Origin of the sequence: Paenibacillus selenitireducens, from assembly GCF_002021565.1 — a bacterium.
GTDB classification, from domain to species: Bacteria; Bacillota; Bacilli; order Paenibacillales; family Paenibacillaceae; genus Paenibacillus_K; species Paenibacillus_K selenitireducens.
The window spans coordinates 84,746-111,058 of the sequence record NZ_MSZX01000015.1 but is presented as its reverse complement, the minus strand read 5'-3'; the positions used below and the strand labels follow the sequence as shown (position 1 = coordinate 111,058).

Genomic DNA, 26,313 nt, shown 5'->3' with positions numbered 1-26,313 from the left:
GGTGTTGGTATATTAAGCTCATCCCAGTTCATCGGGGATGAGCTTTTCTTTTATACTTAAAAGATTAGCACTGGGTTAAGAACGAATGTGGTGTTGGGACTTAGATCTCGTCACATAAAGTGTTTCAGCCCTAGCAATGTTCATACCCCGATTTAGCTGGTTGGGCCTAGAGCCCGTATCACCGTGCCAACCTGTGGAGAGCATTTGTTTTGGGTCCTAGTGTCATCCAAGGAGGTCATATGAATCAACCTGTTTTAAGTATCGATATTGCGAAGGGGAAGAGCGTTGCCGCTGCCTTCACTTCCTATGGCGTACAAGTGAAAAAGCCCTTCTCTTTCTCCCATTCACCTGATCATGTTTCGTCATTGCTTTCAGTTCTTGTTCAGCTTGAAGAATCTACAACGCTGCGACCAACTGTCGTTATGGAGGCGACTGGTAATTATTCGAAGCCTATTGCTTCTTTCTTTTTCTCGCACGGGTATCCCGTTTTCTTGTTAAACCCCTTAACGACTCATGAGCTCAAAAAGCGCTCTACTCGTAAGGTAAAGACCGATCCTATTGATGCAATTCGAATTGCTAATGCATTCTATTTAGGGGAAGGTACGCCAATCATGCCAATGGATGAAAAGGTCACTGAACTACGGTTTCTCTGTCGCCAACATGCCCAATGGAAAGCTCTTCTTGGTGAAGTTCAGCTGCAATTCCGTTCCATTCTGGATTTGGCTTTTCCGGGCTATGACAAGGCTTTTCAGAACATTTTCAACCCTTCATCCATTCAGCTTCTCACTAAATTCCCTTCCCCCTCAGCTTTACTGACTGCGGACAAAGAGGACGTATTAACCATTCTTATGCTGAATCGAAGAGGTCGTACTTGGAATGAAGATAAATACGCGCAGCTTCTGGGAATTGCGCGGAGTAGCCTTCCTGATCCGTGTGGATCTCAGGCGCATATATTTGCAATGCAGAATTTCATAGGGTTATTCAAGGCTTACCAAGAAGGAATTACAGCACTCGAAAAACAAATGGAATCCTTAGTTCAAGAATCTTCTGCCTACCACCTACTACGATCGATCCCTGGGGTGGGGCCGATTACTGCGGCAATGATTCACGCTGAAATTGGGGACATAAAAAGGTTCCCTTCCGTGAAACAGTTGACCGCTTTTGCAGGGCTGGATTCATCTGTTTACGAGTCAGGAACCTTTAAAGCAAACCAGAATCGTATCTCAAAACGGGGCTCTGCATATCTCCGTACAGCGCTCTACCAAGCAACAGTTGGGGGTATCTCAAAGCAAATCCACGGCCCTCGAAATCCGATTCTATGGCAATATTACCAGCAAAAACGACTTGAAGGCAAACCTGCCAAAGTTGCCATTGTGGCGACTTCAAACAAGCTTTTGCGCATGATTTACGGAATTTTGAGTAACGACGCGCCCTTTCAGAGCAAATAACGGATATTAATAGTTATATTTTACCATTAACTCGCTTCTTGCAGTAGGCTTATTTGAGTCTGCATTCTTTGGAGTTCTGAAATCTTAAATCTGTTGAATCTTGACTTTGATTAGCTGGTTTAGATGATGCCTGCGGCTTCTTGAGATACTCTTAAATATTCTTTTCATCATTAAACTCAATACAAAAAGGTTGCGTTTCAGGTCTTAAACAGTACTCAATTCTTTGTCTGAAATCTTTCCATTCAACTCTTTTTAGTGCTTCTTCTATTGGAAAGAAACCCGACTCCAAACTTTCAGATGATTGTATTAATTCTCCACCTATAGGCTTCGCTAAAAATAGTGTGTTGCAAATTGAATTTCCTACGTTCTGAAATATTCCACAGAATTTGATAATTTCTATGTCTATTCCTGATTCTTCTTTTGTTTCTCTTATGGCTGCATTACTTAATGATTCTCCTTCTTCAACTTGACCACCAGGCATCTCCCAGCCTCTTCTTGGTCCTTTAATAAGTAACAATTCGTTTTTGTCATTTATTACAATTGCAGCTGCCGAAACTATATGCTTGGGTGGATTCATAAAGTCACTCCTTAATAGATTGATCTAAGAATGATCAAAGGTATTTTTGTTTTTATATGCTCTTCGCAGGTTTCACCTAACGTTGTTGTATTCACGAACCCTCACTGGCTTAAGGGGCGTAAGCCCCGGGTCCGACGGACTTAGCCAGTGCAGGGCTGTCTGCTGATTCCGCTTCCTCGAAATTCCTCGGCAGACCAAGGGCAGTATGGTCCGCAGCGTGAATACGGTGTTAGGCGATGCTCTCGACTTCCCCGAATAAGCCATCACTACCTTGAAAATCTATAGTGCTAATTATTTATTATTAATTACGCTTCTTACAATACTAATTGGAGTTGAAGACCTCTCTGCTACCTCTTCAAATGTCATACCCGTTTCATAATATCTCTTTATTACCACATTCATCGGTTCGCCTAATTCAATAATATATTTATCTGGATCATACACTCTAAATACTCTTTGCCCCCAAGGTTGTTCAAACATGTCATGAACGAATTCAATCTGATGATCTTTAAGTTTTTTGCATATCTTATCTATGTATTCTACTTCGAAGTACAGTTCAATTTGCTGCTCCCTGTTACCTATCAATTCGATTTCAGCCTTGTTATCTCTAAATATGTTTTGATGTGCATCGTCCTTCTTCCATATTGAAAAGCCACCAACGTATCCGATATTGACACCATAGTCTATCTCTATTTGTTGGTCTAAAATCTCTTAATAAAACATCCGTGAAACTTCTATATCCTTAACAAATAAAACTGATGAGATAAATTTAATCATCTTTTTCCTCCCATGTTTTTATTATATGCTTTCGAGAGTTTCGCCTAACGTCTTATTCACGAACTTCGTAAATAATCCCATATGTAGAGTATTCGCGAAGATATTGAACTATCCTGCCATTTAGTGGGGATAAGGCAGCCGATAATACTGGCTGCCTTTCCTAATGATTATTGCGGTATCGTAACGATTCCTCTTTCATTGGTGGCAGTAAATCAGAGTCTCATTACGGTTGTTAGCTCGTCTCCTAAGACTTCGCCGTTGTCACGGAAGCCGAAGCTTTCATAAAGCCTTTTGGCAGGTACGTTATCAGCTTTATAAGAAATCCAGCAGTATTGTGCCGGACCTGCCGGAAAAGTACGGATAAATTCCAAAATTTTTGCCATGGCTTCTCGACCGTAGCCCCGGTTCTGGTATTGCTTGTCAATCATCAGTCGCAGGATGCAATAGCTGTCGTCTGTGATTGACGGGTCTTCGTATCCGGTAATTCCATAAGTCAACATAACAAAACCGACCGGGTTCTCATCCGCGTAAATGGCAAATGTAAATGGATGTCCCCCATTTGTTACAAGGACATAACACGAAGCCACGCTTGACAGATTGGACGCAACGAAGCGGCGTTGGTCATCTGAAACTTCCAGGTTAAATATGGCATGTCGGTTTAATTTCTACGTTTTGTTGTACTAATCTGTCCGTTAGCTCAATAAAACAAGGAGCAGCTGCCGCGGCAATTTGCTCCTTGTTTTAAATTACTATCGTTTCCCATTACTTTAGCAGTCTTCCTAATATTAGCAGCCTGCACGTGTTATCCATCAGTGAATAAGCTATGGGATTTCCCAACTCACAATCCAAAATGTTCACGAACTAATCTATATTGTTCCTCAACACTCAAACTAGGTGTTCTTTCGATGGTCTTGATACCATTTTTAACACAGGCATTTCTAAGATCACGAGAAAACTTTACCATGTTTTTGTTGCCGTTTTTGATTGTTTCCGCTGGATTATCTGTAAGTTTAATAACATCCAAAATCATCTTATGGTCTTCCCTAAAGAAATATAGTCTTTCTATTTCTTCATCAGACGTATAGAGACATATCATTCTTTCTCTAGGAATAAAGGGTAATATTTGTTCTGGCATTATACCTAAATCTATTATGATTGGTGTATCAGTAGGCATTTTCAACAAATCGATAACAAAAAACTCCATCATTTCTTCGACAATTTGAAAAAGCCATTGACAATGTTCATCATTGGGTTTATTAAACCATTTATTCCAGTCTAAAGCGGGATGAGGATATTGAAGGGCTGGGTATTCAACAGGGCTAGAGAACGGTCTATATTATAAGACATCATCACTCAATGTTTGAAAACCTAACTCTTCTATAAATTTATTTGTCATTGTGGTCTTCCCAGCGCAACATCCGCCATTCAACCAATAAACATGGTTTAATAGTTCTTTCAAATAATTATCATTAATTTTCATATTTACCCTCCTCAATTTGTTTAAAATTGATGGAGGTGGCGGATTCTTATCGGCTTTTTATAACCGTGAAAGTACATATGTAATCCTCCTTTATTGTGGTATAGATAGTACTATTCTACGAGTTGGGATTTCTTTCCTGCACCTTCATAAAATCTTCGATTCTCTCCAGCGCTTCCGTCAATTTTTGCAGAGAAGCCGCATAGGAGCAGCGAATATAACCCTCTCCACCTGCGCCAAAAACATGACCCGGAACGGCGGCTACCCCTACCTCCCGAAGCAGCTGCAAAGCAAAATCTTCTGATTTCAGTCCGGTATGAGCAATCGAAGGAAAAGCATAAAATGCGCCCGACGGTTCGTGACAAGGCATTCCAATCGCTCGGAATCCACGAACCATCAGTTTTCTCCGCTCATCGAAGGATTTTATCATTTCTTCTTTATGCTGCATTCCGTTCCGCAATGATTCAATTGCTGCAATTTGACCAAGCACCGGAGCACACATCGCCGTGTATTGATGAATTTTCAGCATTGCGGCAATTAATTCCCGATCACCACAGGCATAGCCCACTCTCCAGCCTGTCATAGCAAATGCTTTGGAGAAGCCGCTAATCACAACCGTCCGTTCCATCATTCCAGGAAGAGAGGCAATACTGACATGCTGGTTGTCATACGTAAGCTCGGCATAGATTTCATCAGTAATGACAAGCAAATTATTCTCTTTTACAACCTGTGCAATAGGCAACCAGTCTTCGTATGTCATGACTGCACCTGTAGGATTACACGGGAAATTCACCATGAGCAGCTTAGAACGTGGGGTAATCACCTTCCGCAAAGCCTCGGCAGTAAGCTTAAAACCCTGCTCAGCCGAAGATTCTACTTCTACCGTGACGCCGCCGTTCAGATGGGTAATGGGTGAATAAGCAATATAGCTCGGAGAAGGGATGATGATCTCATCACCAGGCGTTATGAAGGCACGTAGAGCCAAGTCCACTGCTTCACTACTTCCCACCGTAACCAAGACCTCGCTCGTTGGCTCGTAGCGGAGATTGAAGCTTTTGTGCAGATAAGAGGCGATTTCCTCTCTAAGCTCCAGTAAACCGGAATTCGGTGTATACATCGTTTTCCCATTGTTCAAGGCACGAATACAGGCCGCTCTGACATGCTCTGGTGTAACAAAATCAGGCTCGCCTACGCCAAGCGAAATGATATCCTCATTCCCAGCACTTAGGTCAAAAAAAGCCCGAATCCCTGATGGAGCAATCTCCCGCACACGCGGAGCAATCCACTCATTTAGCATGGCCGCACACCTCTTCTCTTGGACTCTTTTCCTTTAGGGAAAGGGAAATGATCTCATCCAGCAGTCCGCTAAATGTGTACCCTGCCGCTTGCGCGCTTCTTGGTAAAAGACTATTCTTCGTCATGCCAGGTAGCGTGTTCACCTCCATCACATAGGGAAGGCCATCCTTCAGCAGCATATCTACCCGTGCGTACACACTGCATTTTAGTGCTTTATAACAGCTCAAAGCAGCTTCACGTACCCGCTCATGCACCTCGGTAGGTAGTTCAATGACCCGTTCGTCTGCACCACCTTCCTCGTACTTGGCGCTATAATCGAACCACTCGGCATGTGCCGAGGCAATACCCAGAACAGGAAGCAGTTCTCCGTTCAAAATAGAGCAGGTGATTTCTTGACCTTGAATGTAGCTCTCGATCAAAATCGACTGATCACAGGCAAAAGCCTTCTTCACTGCACTGAGCAGTTTCTTACTACTGCTTACCTTTTCCATTCCGATACTCGAACCGCCAGAACATGGCTTAACCATAACGGGATAACCGAGTCGTTCCACCGCTTCTGCCGAGTAATCCTTCATGCTATCCCAGCACAGCCAATCTGCTGTATTCACGCCTTCGCAGCGCATAAGCTTTTTGGAAAGATCTTTATCCATGCAAATGCTGCTAGACAAAACCCCGCTTCCCGTATATGGAATTCCCATGGTCTCCAGCGTCCCTTGAACAGTGCCATCCTCGCCGTAAGCTCCATGAAGTGCAAGCAGCGCGATATCGATGCCTTTTGCCTTCTCAATAAGCTCCTCACGTTTCGTGATCACAATTGGAGTGATTTCATATTTATTTGGATCCAGATGCTTCAGTATTTCTTTCCCGCTATTTAGCGACACCTCATATTCTGTGGACACCCCGCCCATAATTACGCCTACCTTCATCCTAAGCACCTCTTCATCCCATTAGTTGCCGTGCAGTTCTGCCAATGATCTCAATTCCCTTGCGAATATCCTCATCCGTCACTCTGGAGAACCCGATCCGTATCGTATTATGACCCTTACCGTCCGTGAAAAATATATCCCCTGCTGTAAAAATAACCCCTCGTTCACGACATGCCTCCAGCAGCATCCTCGTATTAAAACCCTCCGTGAATGTTACAAAAAGATGCAGTCCGCCATCTCCTGAAAGCGCCGTATAGGGAATAAACTCCTTACAGCATTCCAAAGTCAATTCGTATTTGCGTTTGTATTCTGCCCTGGCCTTTTTCAAGTACTTCTCCAAATTACCGCCCAGTAAATACTGATACAAAATGGATTGATCCAGCGTCGAAGTATGAATCGTACGTGCGCGCTTGACGCTTTCGAGGTAATAGATCAGCTCCTGATCCGCCAGCACCCATCCCACACGCAGTCCCGGAAACAGCACCTTTGAGAAGCTGCCGAGATAGATGACACTATTGCCACCACCCGCCGCAGCGATGAGTGGCGCTACATGAGAACCTGAATATCGTAATTCTTCGTTAAAACCATCCTCGATCACTGGGATTTCATACCGGGTCATCAGCTTCATTAGTCCCTGTCTTTTCTTAGGAGACATAACAATGCCGGTCGGATTATGGTAAGAAGGGACAAAGTACGCACAATCAAAGGATTGTTTCTGTAACGCCTTCTCCAGTTCCACCAGATCAATCCCGTCTCGTTCCATAGGAATTCCGGTAATCTTAAAGCCGTTCAACTTCAGATTCTTAATCGCCGTATGGTGCGTCGGATTCTCACATAGTACCGAGCCATTGTTCTTGCTCAAGGCGGATAATACAAGATCAAAACCTTCAGTAAAACCATTGGTTATTAAAATATCCTTGCCTTTCATTTCAACGCCCTTGTGCTCCATATACTGCTTCAAATAGTCTATTAAAGGCTTATACCCTTTGGCATAGCCGTAATTTAGCAGAACGTTGCCTTCTACGGACATACGTTCCATAAAGGCCCGCTTCATATTATCCAGATCAAACAAACTCTCATCGGGTGCGATACTCGTGAAAGAAATGGTTCCCTTCTCCGCTCGTATCCCTCGTTTCATGATATCCAGTTCCTCTGCCAGCTTCGCGTGCTCGTTAATACGCGTCTTCCAGTCCAGCGTCCAAGAAGAGATCGTTTCGCTGCCGGGAGGCGTAGATGCCACATAACTTCCTTGCCCCTGTACTGCGTAGGCGTAGCCATCATCCTCAAGGCCTGCATAAGCAGAGATTACAGAGTTGCGGCTAACCTTAAGCAATGTACTGAGTTCTCGTGTGGAGGGCAGCTTCTGGTTACCTTGCAGGCCGCCCTTAATAATTAAGTGCTTCATGTAATCCTTAATTTGTATATATACCGGTCGTCCGGCAATGAGCTTAAAATCCTTAAACATCTCTTCATCGCCCCCATAGCTATCATGGCACAATCCATCCGTTAAAAAAAGAACCACAGCTCTGGGATTTTACTCCGGCTGTGGTTCTTTGGGGGGACGCCCCTTTCAATTTTGGCTTACATAAGCTAGATCAGTTGCCGTAAACTTCGAACTCATAAAGGGAATACCAGTAACCGGTGCCTTGATTTGTCGCAAGCATCCTGACATACCTTGCATTTAACGGTTCGAAGTAGATGTCGTCGATGCCGCCATCGCCCTCCGATGTCATATACACATCCGTCCAGTTGAGTCCATCGTTCGACAACTGGATCCTGTAGCCCTTCGCATAGGCAAACTCCCAGTTTAGCTTGACATTATTTACGCGGTACTGTTGTCCGAGATCGACGTAGATCCATTGCGGGTTGGAATATAGACTGGACCATCTGGTCGTCAGGTTGCCATCTACCGCTTTATCGGCTGTGTATGCTGCTGTCTCGTTGGAAGAGGAGGTTGCCGATTTGTTCAGTGCTAGATTCGGTTTGCCGTAAATCTGGAATTCATATAAGGAATAGCCGTAGAAGGAGTAAGCTCGCTCTGTCCCGTACATTCGGACATACCTTGCGTTAACCGCTGCAAAGGAGATATCGTCAATACCGCCGTCGCCCGTTGTCGTGGTGTATACATCCGTCCAATTAGCCGCATCATTGGACACTTGAATCTTGTAGCCTTTGCCATAGGCAAGCTCCCAATTCAGTATGACGCGATTCAGGTTATATGACTGACCGAGGTCGATCGTAATCCATTGCGGGTCGGCGAATGTGCTGGACCATCTCGTCGTTCCGTTGCCGTCCACCACATTGTTCGCCGTCAAGGTGGCGTCCTGATAGGTTGATGACGTAGCGGTCTTGTTCAATGCTAGATTGGTAGTTAAGCCGGATCCTACGCTATCTCCGAATACCTGGAACTCATAAATGGAGTAGCCGTACATCGTCCCGCGTTCCGTCGCGTTCATTCTTACATACCTCGCCGTCGTCGGCGCGAAACCGATATCGTCTACACCGCCGTCGCCCGTCGTTGTCGCATAGACGTCCGTCCAATTTGTGGCGTCGTTCGAAACTTGGATTTTATAGCTCTTGCCGTACGCGGACTCCCAGCTCAATTTGACCCGGTTCACGTTATAGGCTTGCCCGAGATCGACGTAGATCCACTCGTTGTTCGAATATTGCTGGCTTGACCATCGGGTGCCTGGCAAATTGTCGACGGCTTTGGCCGCGGTGAGGGAAGAGCTCTGGTTCGTAGAAGCGACCGCCGTTTTGCCGGATGCCAGGTTGGTTGGAATCGTGTACGTCCCTTTCGTGAATTTGTAGATGTCTTCATACATCTGTCTACCGTCATAAATGCCGTTTATGCCGCTGTTGTTCTTGTTCTTATAGAAGTTATATATCGCGAAGATATCTTGGTACCAGCCCTTGATCGCTCCCGTCATATATCCGTATTCAGCGCCGGCTTTTAAGTAATTATCGAACCGGTTTTTGAAATCGAGGTCGTGCATCGCCCTTTCGTCAAATTCCATTTCAATGCCTTCGTTGTATGTTTTAGCTTGGTTGGTGACAGCGGTCATTCTCGAATAGTCTGAACTCGGAACGAAATAGTGGTTGGGCTGCTGAATGCTGAAATCGATGGCATAGTTGCTCCAGTTGTTGCTTTGCCCGGCGCCAAAGTATGGAATCCAGGAAAATTTCAGGCCAAGCGTGTGGAGATAGTTGCCCGAGTTGTTGATTGCATTCACTTCACCCTGATTGCCGGTGTCGATATCTTCGTGGAACCAGTAGAAGCCCTTTAATTCAAGGTTGCTGTAATTAGCTTGGTTCCATCTGCTTCGTACGGTGTCGATATACCATTTGGTTACCTTGGTCAGATTGCTAGGTGTCGAATTCAGGTTTTCGCTGATTCCGTCGTTATCGACATCTCCGAAATTGGTGATTTCACTGTTGGGGTAAGGCAACATGATGTATACTTTGGATTTGTAATTTGATCGGTTGAGCGTGGTTGCAACCTGCTGGGTGGCTTGGTTCAGGGCATCGAGCTGTTGATTGGCTGTGAACAGGCGGTTCATGTACCACTCCCAATCCGTCTTATAGGTCCACTTGGCAGGATCCGCTGTATCGCCGAAATCTCGATAATCGGGAGTATTGATTCCTAGGAACAGAAATGAGTCGAAAAAAGTGTCGTCCATCGCGTCACTGCTGTTGTAGTGCGCAACATAAGGCAATAATGTATTTTTGTCATACGTGCCGAGTTCTTTTCCCTCGTATGTCGTTCGTCCGCCGTAATATCCGGTATACAACAAGGCCATATTCTTCACGTTTCCGGATGCCGCAGTGTTGGGTGGAAAATATCCCGTAGCAGCGGCAAGGTCAAGCGGCTGCTCCAGGTCGAATGAAGGCTCCGGTTGTGGTTCGGGCTGGAGAGGGACTTCGGCCGGAGACTGTTGATCCTCGGGGGCTTGCGTAGCCTCCCTCTGTGCGTTCTCCTCCGCCTTCGCTGTCGATGGAAGAATCGTAAATACAATCGAGAAGATCAGCGCAACGACTAACAACAACGAAATTTGTCTTTGGTGCCCCTGACTACGCTTCATTTTTCATCCCCATTTCTTAGGTTGAAATGATAATTACGTTGTTACAAGTCTAGTACATGGGCTTGGCCCGGGCGCCCATGTACTCCAAGAGGCCTCTTCACAGTTAATACTATGAGATAATTTCATACGCGCTAAATAGATATTTTCTTACTTTTGATATACACTTCTTTACTTTCATGACATTTTTGCTCCTAAAAACAAAATCCCGCCAGCAATCTGACAGGATATTGGGGAAATCTGATTGTTCAAGGCATCATCATAGAAACTATTCCAATGACATTTCAACACTCATCAAGTAAGATTTCCGAAGACAATTACTTAAATAAGATTCTAGATAAAGATCAAGATGTCGGAGATTATGTGGATTAACATACGTCTTAATGGATTCATTTCCTAGAAAAAAAGTCTTTTATTGCACTCATTATTGCAGCTGGAAGAAATATAATGGCAAAAAGTACTGTGAATAAGTTAAATTCTTTGGTTTTATAAGGCGTGAACCATTCCGTAAAGAACTTCATATCCGAAAGGCGATCAAATAATCCCCCCTCTGAAAATTCTTTGAACGGTGACCACGAAGAATTATCAAGGACGATAAAAAGTAATTGCACAACAAGAAATGCCCCAAGGGTAAGCATCCAATCTTTTCGAATTGGACGAACTTTTTTTAGTATATCTGTCATTTGACCAGCGCTCCTATTCGTATTTATCACTTTGACCATTCTACTGTGCGGCCTTTTATAAGTCCTTTCTAGTAAACAGTTTTATAGTGAGGTAACAGGAAGCAATGAAAAACAGTAAGATACCGATCAGAATAAGAAATAACGTTAGGTTACTACTAAAGCCATTCTCGTTTATCATATTCATAAAAATAGCTGTAGGCTGCGCAAGAGCAAGAATGATTATAAAAAATACAGCATTGATAATACCGGTTCCTTTTTTATTAAGTGTGTAAAAAAGCGGCAAATAGATGGAAGCCAGAGCAAGCACGATTCCTATTGGGCCCAGTATATCCATGACCGTTAAGTCTGGCTTGTTAAGCTCTGGGACTGCTACCTTAACGAGCGAGTGAATCCCGTAAGAAGCAAGGACTCCAAAAAGTGTAAAAATGATGGCTGTTATGTATTTGGCTTGAACAATATGCTTGCGGCTAATTGGCAGTGTAACCAGAAAATTATGGTTATGGTTTTTGATATCTATCATCGTAACGAGACTAAGTGAGGCGAAAGCTGTATAGATACCCACAAGGTGAATAGATGACGATTGTTTTGGTATAAATGCGATGCTGAATACAGCGAGATAAATTATTATCAGCCCTAGTGAGCTTTTTAAAGCAATGAAGTCTTTACGAAGCAAGTTAAGCATGAATACGTCCTCCCTTGGCGGTGAAATACATAATGTCTTCTAAGGATGGTTTGTCTAAAATAGCATAATTGCCAAACAACCGTTCGGCTTCCTGCCTATTATCTACTAAGCCCTCAAAACCAACAGCTGTCTCACGAATCCCGACAAATTTTGTTCGGATATCTGAATCGAGCAGTTGTGAGTCGCCCTTCACGATTGCGAACCTCTCAAGCACTTCGTCTTTCGCTTCACTGAAAACGAGCTTTCCACGATTGATGAAAGCAATGTAGTCGGCAATGCGATCCAAATCTGTTGTGATATGAGTCGAGAAGATAATCGAATTTCTCTCGTCCTGCATCATATCCGCAAGCAGATCAAGCAGTTCCCTTCTAAACACAGGGTCAAGTCCAGAGGTAGGCTCATCCATGATTAAGAGCTCAGCCTCATGCGATAAAGCAACTGCTAAGGAAAACTTGACTTTCATCCCCTTGGATAATTCTTCTATCTTCTTCTTGGGAGACAACTCGAACTGTTCAAGATAGCTGCTAAACTTCTTTTCGTTCCACTTCTTATAGAATGGTGCGATCATCTTCTTCGTGTCGCGAATCGAAAGGTGTTCATAATAGAAGCAATCATCCGAAACGATGCCGATGCGCTGCTTAATGTCAACTTCTTGTTTAGGCATATCGCAGCCTAGTATGTTTACGCTCCCGGAATCTGGACGAATCATGCCGAGCATCATCTTAATCAAGGTGCTTTTACCAACGCCATTCGGACCAATGAGTCCGGTAATATAGCCTTGTTTTATATCCAAAGATACATTATCAACTGTAAATTGAGGGTATGTTTTCGTTAGATTACGTAATTCTATTGCATTCATGTGGTCTGTTCCTCCTCGAACAATAAAGTCAGATGGTCAATTAAATCTTGTTGACTCATGCTTAAATCCTTGCTTTCTCGAATGATTTCTATCATTTTCTCTTCTAGTCGTTTCATGCGCTGCTCCCGAATGAAATCTTTGTTCGCTCCGGATACGAAACAACCCTTACCTACGACAGAGTCGATTAGCTTCTCTTTTTCCAACTCTTCATAAACACGCTTGGTTGTAATAACACTAACTTGCAAATCCTTGGCCAGCTGCCTTATGGAGGGGAGGCTGTCGCCTGCACGCAATTCACCGCTCAGGATGCTCTGCCTAATCTGATTCATAATCTGTATGTAAATCGGATCGCTTGATGCGTTGGATATTATAATATTCATGTTCCATCACCTCACTTCTGCCAATCGCTCTTCTACCGTATATATACAATATACACACTATTCACTTGTGCGTCAATTAATCATTTATTTATTGTTTGAAGTTACATACGCCTGTGATCAGGGATACGAACCCCAGTACCGATGCCAGATCGATAACCAGGCGTCTACGTCGCTGGCAAAAACGGCGGGTTTGACGCTGTTTGGAAAATGGGAAGTGATTTCCCCCGACTCCACTGACTGAGATAAACTAATCTGCAGTTAGCGGAACAAAGGGTTGCCACTTGGCAGCCCTTATTTACTATCGTTATCCTTTTGTATGTCCAATCCACGTTATGTTGCCGTATTTTCTCATCTAATCTTAATATTACGCCTCTATACTGAAGGTATCCGTGAATAGAGCTATGGGAATACATAGACAACATGACAACATCGTGAGGTGGAACGCTTGAAATTCAACATTAATGTATTGAAAAAAATGCTATCTCTATCAATTGCTTGTACATTATCTGTTCTCTTGGGTTACGAATCAAGTGCACATGCGGCAGCAGTTATTCCGGCGAATACCCATATGCCAACCATCGATCATATCGTGGTGGTGGTCGAAGAGAATCACTCTTATAACCAAATTGTGGGGAGTAAGAAAGCACCTTATTTTAACCAGCTGATCAGTAATGGGGCGCTATTCACCAATTCGCATGGAAATACGCATCCGAGTCAACCGAATTATTTGGCACTTTTCTCAGGATCAACCCAGGGGATCAAGGATGATCGGTGCGGAAAGTCTTTTTCAACCGAGAATTTAGCAAGTAAGCTGATTCAGAAGAAACTTAGCTTCAAAGGATATTCGGAAGATATGCCAAGAGCTGGATACACCGGATGTTCTTCAGGTGGCTATGCGCGTAAGCATAATCCGTGGGTCCAATTTAACAATGTTCCAGCGAGTTTGAATCAGCCTTTCACCGCATTTCCGAAAGATTTTAGCAAGCTGCCCACGGTTTCATTCGTCATCCCGAATCATCAGAATGATATGCACGACGGAACCATTCAAGAAGCGGATCAGTGGTTAAAAGAAAACCTGAGCTCCTATGTCGCATGGGCTAAGACACATCGAAGTCTCCTCATCGTGACGTGGGATGAAGATGATTTCTCCAAAGCTAACCGGATTCCGACGATATTTATTGGACCTATGGTTAAACCTGGCAAGTATTCGGAAGCCATTAATCATTATCATGTGCTCCGAACAATCGAGGACATCTATCATGTATCAGCCTTGGGGGAGAGCGCGAAAGTGCATGCCATTTCAAGCGCGTGGAAAAAGTAATGTTTGAATAACCACATTTTCCACACATTTTAAGTTATAACTATCCTCCCCGTTACTTCAACAAAGCAAAAAGGAGCTGCATCAAGCAAGCTCCTTTTTTCTCGTGGGATGGCAAATACGTAAGACCTACAGCTGGCTCAAAATATTATTTTTTCACCGCTGCTTTCAGAATTTCAATCTTCTGTTTCCTGGATATATCCGATGAGGTTGAAATGCTGTATCCAAATTTGTCGCCATCCTGCCAAAAAACGTATTTTGGAAAGATATGCGCCGGGAAGTCATCGTCAAAAAACCCTTTCTCCTTACTTCCCTCTGAGTCCACCGTATACTTCGAAAAGGTCAGTGTGTCTTTCCCGTTCGTATACTTAAGGCGGATTGTTGCAGCCTCTTTCCAATCCATCTTTTTCATGTAGATGGGTTTTCCACTCTTTTTACCTTCGGCCCTTAGATCATCAATAAACTTTCCTTCTGTTGGACCTTCAATGATCGCTTTGGAGAACGTATATCCCTCTGGCAGGTTGGAAGGCTGCTGCATGATGGCGCCCTCCAAGGCAGAAGCTTTTTTCAAGTAATCCTCGTATGTAGAGAATTCATGTGTCAGGCCCCAATAGCTAAGATCGAGACCGCTGTTCAAGTCCTTGTATTTATGATACATAACATACGTATCACCCGACTCTTTGGCCAGCTCCATCACTCTCTGGTTCTCATTATCGATAAACATTTTTTCCTCAGCGGTTAGAGCTTTGGCTGCTTCGGCTGCTTTTTTAAGAGCTTTTTCCATTTCTTTCTTGTAGAGCTCACGCTCCTCCAAAGAATTTATGCCCTCGGGATAAATAATAGCTGACTGAGTATTCACAGCGACTTTTGAATGCTGTTCCAATTGAACGGAAGCCGCTTGTGGCGCTTTCCCTGCATCGCTTTCCTTTGCATTAACCAGCGTCACGCTGCCAACCGCCAGAATCATCGTCATCCCCAGAATGGACAGGCGATAGGATTTTTTGTTAAAGTGTTTGATCATTGTAAGTCTCCTTTTCATTTGTTTATGCGTGGCAGACAGGCCGGCAAGCCCCGGCTGATGATGGGTTCCTGAAAAATGCTCCAGCACATGGATGATCGTTTGCCCGTATGCATTGTTTTGCTTCAGGTTCATCCGATCTAGCACACATGCATCGCAGGCCATCTCTTGGTCCTGCCTTGCTTTATTTACGGCAAGCCATACTAATGGATTAAACCAATGTAGGATCAGGATCATGTGCATTATCCAGTTCACCGCCACATCCCGCCGCCGGATATGTGCGAACTCATGCGCCAGAATATACTGAAGCTGATCCTTTTGCAGCGTGACGAGCAGGTTTGGCGAAATGACGACCGCAGGCTTATGAAATCCGACCACGGCAGGTCCAGGAATGCGCTCGCTGGCTACAAACTGCACGTTACGCTTCACGCCAAATAGCTGCTTCGTCTCGTGAAACACGGCCGATAAATAAGGCGTTTCAATAGATCGGCCTGCGCGCAGGGCTTGTTTTAATCGAAGCTGGTCGTATACCGTTTTCGCGGCAAGAAGCAGTACACCCGCAAGCCAGACCAGCATGAGCATATGAGTAAAGCTCATTGACTTCATCCCATTCCAGATGAAATGGCTCCCCTGCTCGGTTCCCGATTCATGAGGCGGAGGCGATACTTCCGCAATCCCTACCATAACGCTTTTCCCGGGGTTAAAAGAACTCCCTAAGTGAGTGGCTGTTTCGCTTCTTCTCCCAAATCCTCCCCACAATTCTCCCCAAACGGATGGACTTTGAATTTGCTGATGAATACCGGGCATTATGGTCTCCAGAGACAAAACATTGTACAGGCTAAGCGAAGATTCCGGTGCCCAAGGAAGCAGCAAACGGATCGCCACAGGCAGCCACAGCAAATATTTCCATCTGGCTTCAAGCTTGTTTTTTATTAGAAATTGCAGGATTAGGACAAGTATGACCAGAATGCCGGCCATAAACGATCCGCGGATTACCCATCCAAAAAATGATAATAAACTTTCGTGCAATGTTGAACTCATTAGGGCTCTCTCTTTTCTGGTTCCCCGTCGCTGCGGTTTTCGTCAAATAAAGCCTTCAGATCCTCGATTTCCAGCGCATTCAGCTTTTTATCCTCTAAAAAATTAGCCAGCATCGGCTTTAATGCCCCGCCATACAGCTTTTTCATAAAGGATTTGGTCTCGGATCGCAGGTATTGCTGCTCGCTGATGAGAGGATAAAATAGTTGAGTTCGCTTTGATCCCTTTTCCAGCTTCGCCCCCGCCGCTTCCTTCTGGACCAATCGGGTCAGGAGCGTTCGGGTCGTATTCGGACTCCAACCCATTCGATCCGTCATTTGCATTACGACCTCACTGGAAGGACAGTCCGGAGTTACCCACAATACGCGCATAATTTCCAGCTCTGCATCCGTAATCGGTGGTATTTGATTCATGCATGAAACCTCCAAAGTCAATTTTATCAGACTACATATGTAGTTATAATTCATACTACGATTGTAGTTTGATAATGTCAACATGTTTGGTAGAGAAAATCCGCAAGACCAATAAGCTGGCTCAAAATGCTATTTTTTCACCGCTGCTTTCAGAATTTCAATCTTCTGTTTCCTGGATATATCCGATGAGGTTGAAATGCTGTATCCGAATTTGTCGCCATCCTGCCAAAAAACGTATTTTGGAAAGATTTGCGCCGGGAAGTCATCGTCAAAAAATCCTTTCTTCTTACTTCCCTCTGAATCCACCGTATACTTCGAAAAGGTCAGCGTGTCTTCCCCGTTCGTATACTTAAGACGGATTGTTGCAGCCTCTTTCCAATCTATCTTTTTCGTGTAGACGGGTTTTCCACTCTTTTTACCTTCGGCCCTTAGTACATCTAGGAACTTTCCTTCAGTCGGACCTTCGATTATCGCTTTGGAGAACGTATATCCCTCTGGCAGGTTGGAAGGCTGCTGCATAATGGAACCCTTCAAGCCAGAAGCTCTTTTCAAGTAGTCCTCGTATGTAGCGTATTCATGTGTCAGTCCCTCAAAGCTAAGATCGAGTCCACTATTTAGCTGCTTGTATTTATGATACATGACGTAACTATCATCCGACTTTTTGGTCAGCTCTCTCACTCTCTTGATCTCATTTTCGATAAACTTTTTTTCCTCTGCAGTTGGAGCCTTCTCGGCTACTTTTTTGGCAACGGTTTTTTGGGCTGGCTTGGAGGATGCCGCACCCACCGCGAGGTTCATTGAAGAACCCAATAATAAAATACTGCTGAGTGTTGCGATTGCTACTTTTGATGCTGTTTTCATTTTGTAATACTCCTCTCCTGTGATTATTTTTGATTCGGTTAAACTACATCTGTAGTTATAAATCAATACTACAGTTGTAGTTCAACGATGTCAACCCTATTCTTTTCGAAGTACAAATTCTTGACACTGAATTTTGACAAGAATTTGTGCCGATAAAATAAAAAACCCGCGATTTACGCGGGTTAGAATCAGTACATATTATGGGTATGGCTGGTTTTTACATTGCTGCTGCTCAGCTTTTAACAAGATTGAATAAATGAGCCTTTACTTTTTCTACTTCCTCGGATGTTCGATGAACATTTACACATTCATTTACATCAAATTTATTACCATCTGGATCGTAAAATACAAAGTTGATTCCACAAGAATCTCGATCCTGAAGATCTTCTATTTTTACACCATTTTTTTTCAGATGATCATGCAATACCTCGATCTGCCTCACTTCAAAAGTGAGCCTAAACATTTCATAACCAGCTTTATTTGGGAATTGATTATCGATCGTCCCCACCGTTTCTACCAAGTGCAGCCATTGTCCGTCAGATAGCTTCAATATAGCTTGATCCTCTGCTTTATTAAATGGCACCGCGTACTCTAATCCAAAATTTCGCTGCCACCATTGCGCCGACTCCAAAACATTTCTAACCGGTAGATAAATCGAACAAACTGCCTTTAAAGCATTTCCTTGAATTCCTGACATCCATATCATCCTTTCGTTTTTGTTACCTTGCATATGAAGAAACGATTATTTCTGTAAAAACCAAACATTTCATAATCATTTATTTGAGACGACGCTAAAATAGTTGCCATCGGGGTCTTTGAATGTAAAATGCAATCGAGCGTTCAATGTCTTAATCTCAGTCAGATAAATACTTTCCTCTGTTAGTCCAAGATATGCCCGATAAATGGCTTTGGGATCGCATCTATGAAAAGCGTCTACCAAAGCATCCATATCAACAATAGTCTCCTTACGTGCTTTTGGAGATTTCCTCGCATTACCTTCGAATGATTCTTGAGCCATTTGCTTGAGTTTTAATCGGGCACGCCCTAACGTTACTTGTACTGAAGCCTCTCTCATCCCTACATACTCCGCAGTCTCTCTGGCGGTAAAGTCGAAGACATCCATTAACAATATAATAACGGCCATTTTTGGGGATAATCGTTCCCCTACCTGTTCCAACAACTCCCGGCTGGACAACAAAGGATCTAACTCTGCCTTTTCATAACTAAGATCCAGTGGTACGGTTCGGATCTTTTGCGTTCTTTTACAGTCAATCCACGCATTCTTAGCTATACGGTATAAAAAAGCTTTTGTTATTGGTCTCTCAGGATTTCTTTGGACAGCTTCAATCAGTTTTATCATTGCATCCTGCGATAGATCTTCAGCATCCCAACGGTTTCCAGTTATCCGCATGCCATATTGAAATAATATCGTTCTCCAGTTCATCCTTGTTAATTCTATGATCCTTCACCATTTTCCTTTCTCTTCTCATTTACTAAGCAACCGTTTTCAGAACAATAGATTCGCCTGCATTTCTTGGATTTCAAGCTTGATACATAAGTTATCAAATGCTTTCCTAAATTCGGGATACCTACTCAAAAACAATCTTCATCAATACCGTGACTTTTGCAAATTATCCTATTTAGAAGTATTCGTGAAGTGATATAACTATCCTGCCTATTCGTATTATTTATCGGATTTATTAGTTAAAGAAACTCATTCTCTTCATCATATTTAGAGTTCTAACATAAGTTTTTCAGTGCCCTCGATCAATCGAGGCTCTTTTTATGTACGCAAAAATGCAGGGCTACTATAGTAGCTAGCCCATGCATCATAAAAGGTGTTGTGGAGGTTGTTTATTATACGCAAGCAGCAGACAGATGAAAGGACACGAGAACCGAAGTTTTCACAAAAAAACATAGTCCCACGTTGTGTGGTAACTATGCAATAAAGCGTGTTAATTGGGGCTCCAAGCACTTCTCCAGTAGATACTGGCAAATGCTATCTTGGCACAGCCGCCCATTTTATAGGGTCAAGTGCCCTTTTTCCAATCTCAGCATATTGTGAATTATGCCACGCGAAGACTTCCGAAGCGAGTATTGCCAGAGGAGGATTCACGATGCAATATACCCCTCAAAAGTTTAGGAGGAAAACCATGATATACCATCAACCTTTCGTTCAAAGCCCGGCCAGCTTGCGGGGTTCCGATCCGTCCGAGCAAGCATTAGAGCAGCAATCAGATAATCAAATAAGTCCTCGCGATGACGTGTTTCACGAGTTCCATTATACCTGGTACCATATTCCTCATCATCACGGATACCATCCCGGGATGTGTCATCCTTGGGTGGAACAGCAAGCCATAATGGCTCATCCCTGGGAGTACGCGCACTTTCCTGCGATGGTTCAGCCCCTGGAGCATGAGCAGCACCCCGATATGGTTCACCCCTGGGAGCATGATCACGATCCCTTCATGATCCTTCCCTTCATGGATCATCCATGGGATCCGCATATGGATGAGCACTTTCATCCTTATCCGTCTTCAGAGTGGGATTGCTACTTGGTCGATTACCATCATGATTGGTTCCATCCATGGGACCATCCCCACGCACATGGCCATCATCCATGGGATGACCATCATTGGTAAGAGAAGTCCGGTCTCCCTTTCTTGAAAGAGCGAGTTTCATCGCTGACGACATGACCGTTCGCGTCAAAGTCGTTAGCGATGATTTTTTTATTTTAACGGCTCAAACTGCCCGCCAACCGCAATCGTTGACGATACGGACCGACCGGTATAAAAATCAGCCCCGTTTCATCCCGGGAAGCCGTCTGATAAAGCGCATCGCTGGCATTGGCGTCAAACCCGAGAAGCGGACGCCCTCCCATCCCGAGGGCGGATGCCGCTAGCAATAATCGGTGCACGAGCATCCCGGCCTCCATTTGCTGTATGCGGTATCCCCGCTTGCCGAGCTGCGATTGAAAGAAACTCCTCTTTCCTGCCACATGAAAGCCGAGCGGCACTTGAAACAAATTGATATTGGGAAGCGACATTCCCTCCTGCATCCGTTGCCGGTGATCTCCAAGACAAACCGACTGCAGCGCATGCGCGGCGACATCGTACCGATAAGCGCCGTCCGGAACGTCTTCGACCCCGTAGAAGCAACCATAAATGTATACACGGGGTTCCGGTCGCTCCTGCGTGCCATCCAGGTCGTTGCGATACGAGAAGGAAGCCGTCGCTTCCCGAAGCAGAGCTGCAAGCTGGGAGAGGCCAATCGGTTTCAAGACAAATTCCGTCTCGGGCGAGAACCGGTTGCGGCAAACCGTCGCCAAATCATACGACAAGCGATCTACAGGCGGCAGAGGCAGTGCGAGCGCTTGATCCGAGATTGCTTGCTCATCTTTCCGGAACTGTCGAAACAATCGCGTCGAATCCAGTCTGGACGCATCGCTCATCTGAAGCAGCATCGGATAATCTACGATCCTCCGCGACCTGACATAGTGATCATGCCTGACTGGCGACAACTCTCGGCACAACTCGGAGGCGGAAACCGTTTCCTCATCCTCGTTCCCGCTTGCCATCCATCCGAACGCCGGCTCCGTCGATAGCGGGATAACCGCATACACGCTCTCCTCTTGTTCCGATAGTCCAAGCAGATGATTGACGGCTTGATCGAGAAATTGAAAATGCACGCCAGACGAAAATCCGAATCGTTTCGCGACTTCGAGCAGCTGTCCGATCAAAACGCCGGCGTCCAGCCCCTGCAGCCGGTAGGCAAAATTATTGTATTTGTAAAAATTTTTCCAGTAAACCGTAGATACGAACGCAGCGCCGAAGCAACTGTTCGCGTCGCAGCGATTCCCGAGCGACCTCGCCAAATATTCGTCGTAATTTCCTTCGCGCAACAACACCAACCGATGATGCGCCGCATCGTAATGGTATACGCCGGCAGGCATTTCGCCAAGCTTCAGATAGACATACAGTTCGCTCGGATATAGCCCGCCTCCGGAAGGAACGAAGCGCCTGCACATCTGTAAGACGCCTCCCGATTCTTCCGATGTATCCCGTTCCATAACGGATTGGGTCAATTGCGCAAGCCCGAATACATAGTAAAGGAAATGTCCGATATCGCGAAGGCTAGGTATACCGGTCGTATCCCTGCCTTCGAGCGTTGCCGGCACTTCCCTGGAAAGCGGAAACATTGGTAAGCCGCGATAAAGCTTGTAAGGAAGCGGCGCGTCATCCCAATCAGTCTCCCAATCCAAGGGCTTAACCTTATCCGGATCATATTGCAAACGGTGAAGAAAAACGTCCAGATTCATCAGACTCATCACTTTCCTCCCTGGCTTCAATCCCGCCGCCCCATAGCCGTATTTATGGGAACGGGTGCGGATATGGATTAAGCTGCTCGGGCAACAAGGGCTCCAGCGAATAAGACAGCTCCGCAGGGACCCTGAGCACTCTATCCAGTCCTGTCAAACGGATGAGATGCTGCCCGAACGTCATCGGCAGCATACCGGGAATGAGCACTTTCACACAATGTAGTCCGTTGCGACGCGTCTCCGGAGTCGTCTGGTCAACCACGATCACTTCAAGATTCAATTGGCGAAAAACATGCAGCATGGCCTTCAGATCATCGGTCAGATCGGCATTCCAGTCCCTCGGTTCAAACGCTTCGGCGAACGTTTGCATCGGACGATCGTCATTCAGCAGAAAATCGAGCCGTTCCTCCGCCTGCTTCAACCCGTACAGCATGGAGTGGTCCTCCATCTGAGCGACCTGGTACGGATCGTGAAGCATCCGTTCATACTGCTGACGATTTTCCTCGAATTTCTCGCTGACCGTGAGCAGCATGCCCGCTACCTCGTGGATCGCGCTCTTCGCCGCGCGGATCGGATCCGGATGGGCGCCCGCCGCGCAAATGAGGTTCACGCCCCGCTCTTTCTTGTTTTTCGCGAGCGCCCACACGCTCGGTATGCCGTGCTCCATTGTCGATTTATACAAATGCACGTCATAGCCCGCCACGGTTTCTAAACGATCCGTCATCCATCTTAATTCCCGGTCCTGGACCGAATGGTGGTCCAGACGCGGCAGGGGTAGCCGCGCATACCAGGTCATGAGGAAGGAGTCGCGCTCCACCACTTCCAGCATCCCGTAGAAGATCGCTTCTTCCAGACTGCCGCCCAGCGCGCAGCCGTTGGATGTTTCGTAAACGAATCCGTGACCGCAGCCCGAACTGTAATAAGCCAGCAGCTCCGGTACGAGAATCGGACGCTGCTGCAGAAACGAATAACCCCATACCCAATCGATCGGCCGCTCGGGATCGAATGGCTTGAACGGGAAGTCGGCGCCTTCATACTGTTCCTTCGCATGGACACCTACGCGGAGAGGATCGAGCGCATGGTCCCGCACATTGCGGTAACTATCATGAACGACGGATCGTTTGCCACGGGGCGACAGACCGCAATAACGTTCCAATCCCTCCAGGATGGCTGTCATTTCGCTATCTGCATAGGAGTGGGTCCGACCTGCGCAAGCCTCATCTCCGCCAAACAAGGGCAAATTGATGCTCGCATCGGCGAATGGGGACACAAGGTCAACCATTTTCCCGTTTAGAAAACCGGTCCTGCCATCCAGGTATTCTTTGGCCAAAACATCCTTCAGCTCATCCATTGAACGGCTGCGATACGTTTCGGCGCTGATTTTCAGGCTTGGCTGCAGCGCAACGCGGGCCGTGTCCGCATCGTCTTCAGGCAATCGGCCGCAGATCGGACATAGCGGATCGGGCAGGAAGAAGTGCGATGAGCTTTTCATCGTACGCAGATTGATCAAGTACATCCTGCCTTCCATCTCCGGCTGCCTGCCCTCCAGCATCTTCACGGCTTCTGCCGCAACAAGGCACGCCACCTGCAATAAACCCGTGCGCGACGCCCAAGCGTCCCGGGCGATTCCCCCATGCGACGCCAGCTTCTGCTGTAGCTCCCACGATTCCCTGCGGTCGCTTCCCGCCAGCAGGAGCCGGGTATCCGCACATTGTGAGCATCCTTGCCCCTCCGGACGAACCAGCGGACCGACAATCCCCTCTCCGAATGCAACAAAACCGCGCAGCCAGGGCGTTCCCGACTGTCGGAACCGCTCCTCCGCCGCAGGATGAACGGAAGGATCCCACGCATCGTTCAACACCAGCGCCAAGTCTCCCGTTGCCGCCTCTCCAGATTCCATGCTCTTCTGCCGAATCAGCCGATAGCGGTCATCGGCAGACAATTTCTTGCTTACCAAATCTGCGAGCTGTCCTTCCCCAATGACCGTCACAATCGCGCTCAATGCGTCTCCTCCTCTCGCAGCGACACGCCAAACACGCCTGCCAGTTCTTCTTTCATAAACGGTTCTGTCGACAAATCAACGACCGCGATCCGCTTACGGTTCCTTTGCAGGATCTGCCGGACGGACTGCAGCGTCATGCCGTATTCCGACTCATCGAAGCCGGGAATCGTCAGACTCTGTGGCAAGGCATCTTCCAACTTGACCAAAGAGCACTCCAGGATTTGGCCTTGGATGTCCGCCGTTTCGTTTTGGGTTTTCATCAGCGCCTGCCGGAGCGCTTCTCGCAGCGCCATCGTGCGGTTGACTCCGACTCCGCCGTACCAGTACCCGTTCGTACCAACCCAGACGACTGGGAAACCCGCCGCTTCTTGCCCCAGTCCGATTACCGGGGCGTCCTGCATCGTAGACAATGCGCGCAAGCAATAGCTGCAAATATCGTCCTCAACCTTGCTTAACTTGACTCGATGAACGGAAGGCAGGCTGGATTCGGAACGGCTTTTCAGCTCCTCGAACAGACATTTCCGTAGTCCGCGGTAGACCGCTTCCGCTACCGTCTCTCCCGCTCCGATCCCTACATATTCATGTGTCGGCGACTCGAGCGGGCTTGCAGAATCCGGCTGCACAGGTATGGCCGCCTTCAGAACCCCGGACAGTCGCGACACGTACGCCTCGATGCCGGCCAAGCCCGCTTCCTTCCTGGCTTCATGGTGCGTCATTCCCGAACAGACGATCTGCGGCAGCAGCTCGGCGGGGCCTTCCGACAGCGGGTCGACTGCCTGGACGCGACACTGCGAGAGCGGAAGCTGCTTCGAGTCCCCTTCCTCCCAACAGTGAAGAATGCCGGTCTCCGCCGAAGTCAAACGATTGAAATAGGAGAGGAGACGGTCTGTTTCCTGCCGCTCCGTACGCTGATCGATCGGCAGGTCGAACGGATCCATAGGCTCGGGAGGACGAAGACCCCTGACCAGCGGATGGGGAAGTAACGAATGCCACTCGCCTTCTAATGTTTCCGGATTCAGCAGAAACAGCTTTCCGGTCAATTCCGAAGCCGTCGTCCCCGTAACAGTCTTAAGCCATTCGAATACGACCACATTCGCGAGCATGGCTTCCGGCGTAGTAGAGACGACAGTCGGCCGATCCGCATCGCCAAGGGCGGTTCGGTGAATCCTGCGCCATGCGGATTCGAAGCAGACGTCCGAATCCGGGTGCACCATCGGCCCTGCTATACCCGCCTGCCGCAAGTAGATGGCAGGCAGGAGCAGCTTATTCGCGTCCCTGCAGGCCGCATGCAGCGCTCTAAGCTCTTCGGGATCGTCATCCTGAGCGACGTAGAGAACGGAATCCGCCAGCCGCACGACTTCCGGCCAATTGAGGAAGCCGTCATTCGACGGAAAGATCTCCTCGACCTCGATCTCCAGGTCCGATAGACGTGCGGTCGCCGTCAGTTCGGAGATCCGCTGGCGATCCGTGGTCGCCACATTCGTGATCAGCATACGAAACCGGGGCAGTCCAGATTCCAACAAAGCCGCAACGAGCGAGACAAATATTGGACCGGAACCGACCGCAATCGGATTAGCCTGACGATAAGTTTGAAAGCGGTGAGCGCCCGAACCGTCGAAGCTGTCCAGAAATTCGATCTGTGCTGCGTATTTCCGTTCGACCGCTTCCGGGAGGCTGTGCGGGTGGTCTTGGCTGGTATCCCGGACAAAGCCGTTACTCAGCAGTACTTCCGCGATTTCATAAACCCGTACCCTGTGCGGTTCCGGCAGCCCGTTCGTCAGATCCGCCATGGAAAAATCCCCACTCCACATGGGCATTAGTTTCTCGATCCATTGATCGATCATGTCGCCTTCCATTCGGAACGAACCCGTATTGTTGCGAAAGTAGATGCCTCCATTCGAATCGGGGAGAAAGAACGTATCCCCTTTCACTTTCAGACGCATAGAAGGATTCAAGTTTTTATTCCTCCTTAAGGTTTTGCCGGAGCAAAACCGCTTCGTAAGCATAAGCTTAGGTTTGCCGGAGGGAAAACCGCATTGTATGCAGGCCTTCGGTTTTCCCTCATTTTTAAGTTATGTAGAGCGTTTTGTCCGTCATGCATGAAACTAAAAAAAGGAATAGCCCCTGCAGGACGAGACGTCTGCAGGGGTATACCTTTTAC

At 46.5% G+C, this 26,313-nt stretch carries 24 protein-coding genes; 3 read left to right on the top strand and 21 right to left on the bottom strand.

What is annotated here, in order from left to right; genetic code table 11:
- The first annotated feature begins 239 nt into the window (after positions 1-239).
- The gene (locus BVG16_RS28040) at positions 240-1,448 is read left to right on the top strand and encodes an IS110 family RNA-guided transposase (RefSeq protein WP_078501439.1); all 1,209 of its coding nucleotides are present in this window, start codon (positions 240-242) and stop codon (positions 1,446-1,448) included.
- Positions 1,449-1,599: 151 nt separating this feature from the next.
- On the opposite strand, the gene BVG16_RS28035 is transcribed toward BVG16_RS28040, so the two are convergent.
- From BVG16_RS28035 to BVG16_RS27980, 13 genes are all read right to left on the bottom strand, one after another.
- Positions 1,600-2,025, bottom strand: a complete 426-nt coding sequence (locus BVG16_RS28035) for an NUDIX hydrolase (protein ID WP_078502501.1) — start codon at positions 2,023-2,025, stop codon at positions 1,600-1,602.
- Positions 2,026-2,316: 291 nt separating this feature from the next.
- Positions 2,317-2,733, bottom strand: a complete 417-nt coding sequence (locus tag BVG16_RS28030; RefSeq protein WP_078502500.1) for a VOC family protein — start codon at positions 2,731-2,733, stop codon at positions 2,317-2,319.
- Between the two features lie 281 nt (positions 2,734-3,014).
- A complete protein-coding gene (locus BVG16_RS28025; RefSeq protein WP_078502499.1) occupies positions 3,015-3,449 on the bottom strand; it encodes a GNAT family N-acetyltransferase in 435 nt (144 codons plus the stop codon).
- Between the two features lie 191 nt (positions 3,450-3,640).
- The gene (locus tag BVG16_RS28020; RefSeq protein ID WP_144027521.1) at positions 3,641-4,009 is read right to left on the bottom strand and encodes a hypothetical protein; all 369 of its coding nucleotides are present in this window, start codon (positions 4,007-4,009) and stop codon (positions 3,641-3,643) included.
- Positions 4,010-4,138: 129 nt separating this feature from the next.
- Positions 4,139-4,282 carry a hypothetical protein gene (locus tag BVG16_RS32970; protein ID WP_158081820.1) on the bottom strand — a complete coding sequence of 48 codons (144 nt, stop codon included), beginning with the start codon at positions 4,280-4,282 and terminating at the stop codon, positions 4,139-4,141.
- Between the two features lie 115 nt (positions 4,283-4,397).
- Positions 4,398-5,576, bottom strand: coding sequence for an aminotransferase class I/II-fold pyridoxal phosphate-dependent enzyme (locus tag BVG16_RS28015; RefSeq protein ID WP_078502497.1), 1,179 nt, complete (start codon positions 5,574-5,576; stop codon positions 4,398-4,400).
- Positions 5,566-6,501 (bottom strand): D-alanine--D-alanine ligase, encoded by a 936-nt coding sequence (locus BVG16_RS28010; protein WP_078502496.1) that lies wholly within the window; start codon positions 6,499-6,501, stop codon positions 5,566-5,568. The genes BVG16_RS28015 and BVG16_RS28010 overlap by 11 nt, the downstream gene beginning before the upstream one ends.
- A gap of 13 nt (positions 6,502-6,514) precedes the next feature.
- Positions 6,515-7,966 (bottom strand): MocR-like pyridoxine biosynthesis transcription factor PdxR, encoded by a 1,452-nt coding sequence (pdxR, locus tag BVG16_RS28005; RefSeq protein WP_078502495.1) that lies wholly within the window; start codon positions 7,964-7,966, stop codon positions 6,515-6,517.
- 130 nt (positions 7,967-8,096) lie between these two features.
- A complete protein-coding gene (locus BVG16_RS28000; protein WP_078502494.1) occupies positions 8,097-10,583 on the bottom strand; it encodes a DUF4855 domain-containing protein in 2,487 nt (828 codons plus the stop codon).
- Positions 10,584-10,969: 386 nt separating this feature from the next.
- Positions 10,970-11,263, bottom strand: a complete 294-nt coding sequence (locus BVG16_RS27995) for a YfzA family protein (RefSeq protein ID WP_078502493.1) — start codon at positions 11,261-11,263, stop codon at positions 10,970-10,972.
- Positions 11,264-11,318: 55 nt separating this feature from the next.
- Positions 11,319-11,945 carry an ABC-2 transporter permease gene (locus tag BVG16_RS27990; RefSeq protein WP_078502492.1) on the bottom strand — a complete coding sequence of 209 codons (627 nt, stop codon included), beginning with the start codon at positions 11,943-11,945 and terminating at the stop codon, positions 11,319-11,321.
- Positions 11,938-12,804, bottom strand: coding sequence for an ABC transporter ATP-binding protein (locus BVG16_RS27985; RefSeq protein ID WP_078502491.1), 867 nt, complete (start codon positions 12,802-12,804; stop codon positions 11,938-11,940). The genes BVG16_RS27990 and BVG16_RS27985 overlap by 8 nt, the downstream gene beginning before the upstream one ends.
- The gene (locus BVG16_RS27980; protein WP_078502490.1) at positions 12,801-13,184 is read right to left on the bottom strand and encodes a GntR family transcriptional regulator; all 384 of its coding nucleotides are present in this window, start codon (positions 13,182-13,184) and stop codon (positions 12,801-12,803) included. The genes BVG16_RS27985 and BVG16_RS27980 overlap by 4 nt, the downstream gene beginning before the upstream one ends.
- A 445-nt stretch (positions 13,185-13,629) precedes the next feature.
- Between BVG16_RS27980 and BVG16_RS27970 the strand changes: the two genes are divergently transcribed.
- Positions 13,630-14,505: an alkaline phosphatase family protein gene (locus BVG16_RS27970; protein ID WP_144027520.1), complete on the top strand. Its 876-nt coding sequence runs from the start codon at positions 13,630-13,632 to the stop codon at positions 14,503-14,505.
- A gap of 145 nt (positions 14,506-14,650) precedes the next feature.
- Here the strand turns inward: BVG16_RS27970 and BVG16_RS27965 are convergent, their stop codons facing one another.
- From BVG16_RS27965 to BVG16_RS27945, 5 genes are all read right to left on the bottom strand, one after another.
- A complete protein-coding gene (locus BVG16_RS27965) occupies positions 14,651-16,561 on the bottom strand; it encodes a M56 family metallopeptidase (RefSeq protein WP_078502489.1) in 1,911 nt (636 codons plus the stop codon).
- On the bottom strand, positions 16,561-16,971 hold the full coding sequence (locus BVG16_RS27960; RefSeq protein ID WP_078502488.1) for a BlaI/MecI/CopY family transcriptional regulator: 411 nt from the start codon (positions 16,969-16,971) through the stop codon (positions 16,561-16,563). The genes BVG16_RS27965 and BVG16_RS27960 overlap by 1 nt, the downstream gene beginning before the upstream one ends.
- A gap of 129 nt (positions 16,972-17,100) precedes the next feature.
- Positions 17,101-17,832: a hypothetical protein gene (locus BVG16_RS27955; RefSeq protein ID WP_078502487.1), complete on the bottom strand. Its 732-nt coding sequence runs from the start codon at positions 17,830-17,832 to the stop codon at positions 17,101-17,103.
- Positions 17,833-18,064: 232 nt separating this feature from the next.
- Positions 18,065-18,529: a VOC family protein gene (locus BVG16_RS27950; protein ID WP_078502486.1), complete on the bottom strand. Its 465-nt coding sequence runs from the start codon at positions 18,527-18,529 to the stop codon at positions 18,065-18,067.
- Between the two features lie 75 nt (positions 18,530-18,604).
- Positions 18,605-19,276 (bottom strand): RNA polymerase sigma factor, encoded by a 672-nt coding sequence (locus BVG16_RS27945; protein WP_269845621.1) that lies wholly within the window; start codon positions 19,274-19,276, stop codon positions 18,605-18,607.
- A 709-nt stretch (positions 19,277-19,985) separates the two neighbouring features.
- On the opposite strand from BVG16_RS27945, the gene BVG16_RS27940 reads away from it, so the two are divergent.
- The gene (locus BVG16_RS27940) at positions 19,986-20,474 is read left to right on the top strand and encodes a hypothetical protein (RefSeq protein ID WP_078502484.1); all 489 of its coding nucleotides are present in this window, start codon (positions 19,986-19,988) and stop codon (positions 20,472-20,474) included.
- Positions 20,475-20,566: 92 nt separating this feature from the next.
- Here the strand turns inward: BVG16_RS27940 and BVG16_RS27935 are convergent, their stop codons facing one another.
- From BVG16_RS27935 to BVG16_RS27925, 3 genes are read right to left on the bottom strand one after another with little or no spacing between them, the layout of a single operon-like run.
- Positions 20,567-22,159, bottom strand: a complete 1,593-nt coding sequence (locus BVG16_RS27935; protein ID WP_078502483.1) for a SagB family peptide dehydrogenase — start codon at positions 22,157-22,159, stop codon at positions 20,567-20,569.
- A gap of 43 nt (positions 22,160-22,202) precedes the next feature.
- A complete protein-coding gene (locus BVG16_RS27930) occupies positions 22,203-24,152 on the bottom strand; it encodes a TOMM precursor leader peptide-binding protein (protein ID WP_078502482.1) in 1,950 nt (649 codons plus the stop codon).
- Entirely contained in the window at positions 24,149-26,107 is a 1,959-nt protein-coding gene (locus BVG16_RS27925) for a putative thiazole-containing bacteriocin maturation protein (protein ID WP_078502481.1), read from the bottom strand. The genes BVG16_RS27930 and BVG16_RS27925 overlap by 4 nt, the downstream gene beginning before the upstream one ends.
- Between the last annotated feature and the right edge of the window lie 206 nt (positions 26,108-26,313).

Excerpts from the sequence above, each read along its gene's own strand:
- BVG16_RS27945 (WP_269845621.1), bottom strand. The coding sequence starts at position 19,276 with ATGAACTGGAGAACGATATTATTTCAATATGGCATGCGGATAACTGGA.
- BVG16_RS27985 (WP_078502491.1), bottom strand. The coding sequence starts at position 12,804 with ATGAATGCAATAGAATTACGTAATCTAACGAAAACATACCCTCAATTT.
- BVG16_RS27950 (WP_078502486.1), bottom strand. The coding sequence starts at position 18,529 with ATGTCAGGAATTCAAGGAAATGCTTTAAAGGCAGTTTGTTCGATTTAT.
- BVG16_RS27965 (WP_078502489.1), bottom strand. The coding sequence starts at position 16,561 with ATGAGTTCAACATTGCACGAAAGTTTATTATCATTTTTTGGATGGGTA.
- pdxR (WP_078502495.1), bottom strand. The coding sequence starts at position 7,966 with ATGTTTAAGGATTTTAAGCTCATTGCCGGACGACCGGTATATATACAA.
- BVG16_RS28010 (WP_078502496.1), bottom strand. The coding sequence starts at position 6,501 with ATGAAGGTAGGCGTAATTATGGGCGGGGTGTCCACAGAATATGAGGTG.
- BVG16_RS27935 (WP_078502483.1), bottom strand. The coding sequence starts at position 22,159 with ATGAGTCTGATGAATCTGGACGTTTTTCTTCACCGTTTGCAATATGAT.
- BVG16_RS28035 (WP_078502501.1), bottom strand. The coding sequence starts at position 2,025 with ATGAATCCACCCAAGCATATAGTTTCGGCAGCTGCAATTGTAATAAAT.
- BVG16_RS28000 (WP_078502494.1), bottom strand. The coding sequence starts at position 10,583 with ATGAAGCGTAGTCAGGGGCACCAAAGACAAATTTCGTTGTTGTTAGTC.
- BVG16_RS32970 (WP_158081820.1), bottom strand. The coding sequence starts at position 4,282 with ATGAAAATTAATGATAATTATTTGAAAGAACTATTAAACCATGTTTAT.
- BVG16_RS27940 (WP_078502484.1), top strand. The coding sequence starts at position 19,986 with ATGATATACCATCAACCTTTCGTTCAAAGCCCGGCCAGCTTGCGGGGT.
- BVG16_RS28040 (WP_078501439.1), top strand. The coding sequence starts at position 240 with ATGAATCAACCTGTTTTAAGTATCGATATTGCGAAGGGGAAGAGCGTT.
- BVG16_RS27955 (WP_078502487.1), bottom strand. The coding sequence starts at position 17,832 with ATGAAAACAGCATCAAAAGTAGCAATCGCAACACTCAGCAGTATTTTA.
- BVG16_RS27995 (WP_078502493.1), bottom strand. The coding sequence starts at position 11,263 with ATGACAGATATACTAAAAAAAGTTCGTCCAATTCGAAAAGATTGGATG.
- BVG16_RS27980 (WP_078502490.1), bottom strand. The coding sequence starts at position 13,184 with ATGAATATTATAATATCCAACGCATCAAGCGATCCGATTTACATACAG.
- BVG16_RS28015 (WP_078502497.1), bottom strand. The coding sequence starts at position 5,576 with ATGCTAAATGAGTGGATTGCTCCGCGTGTGCGGGAGATTGCTCCATCA.
- BVG16_RS27960 (WP_078502488.1), bottom strand. The coding sequence starts at position 16,971 with ATGAATCAAATACCACCGATTACGGATGCAGAGCTGGAAATTATGCGC.
- BVG16_RS28020 (WP_144027521.1), bottom strand. The coding sequence starts at position 4,009 with ATGATGGAGTTTTTTGTTATCGATTTGTTGAAAATGCCTACTGATACA.
- BVG16_RS27990 (WP_078502492.1), bottom strand. The coding sequence starts at position 11,945 with ATGCTTAACTTGCTTCGTAAAGACTTCATTGCTTTAAAAAGCTCACTA.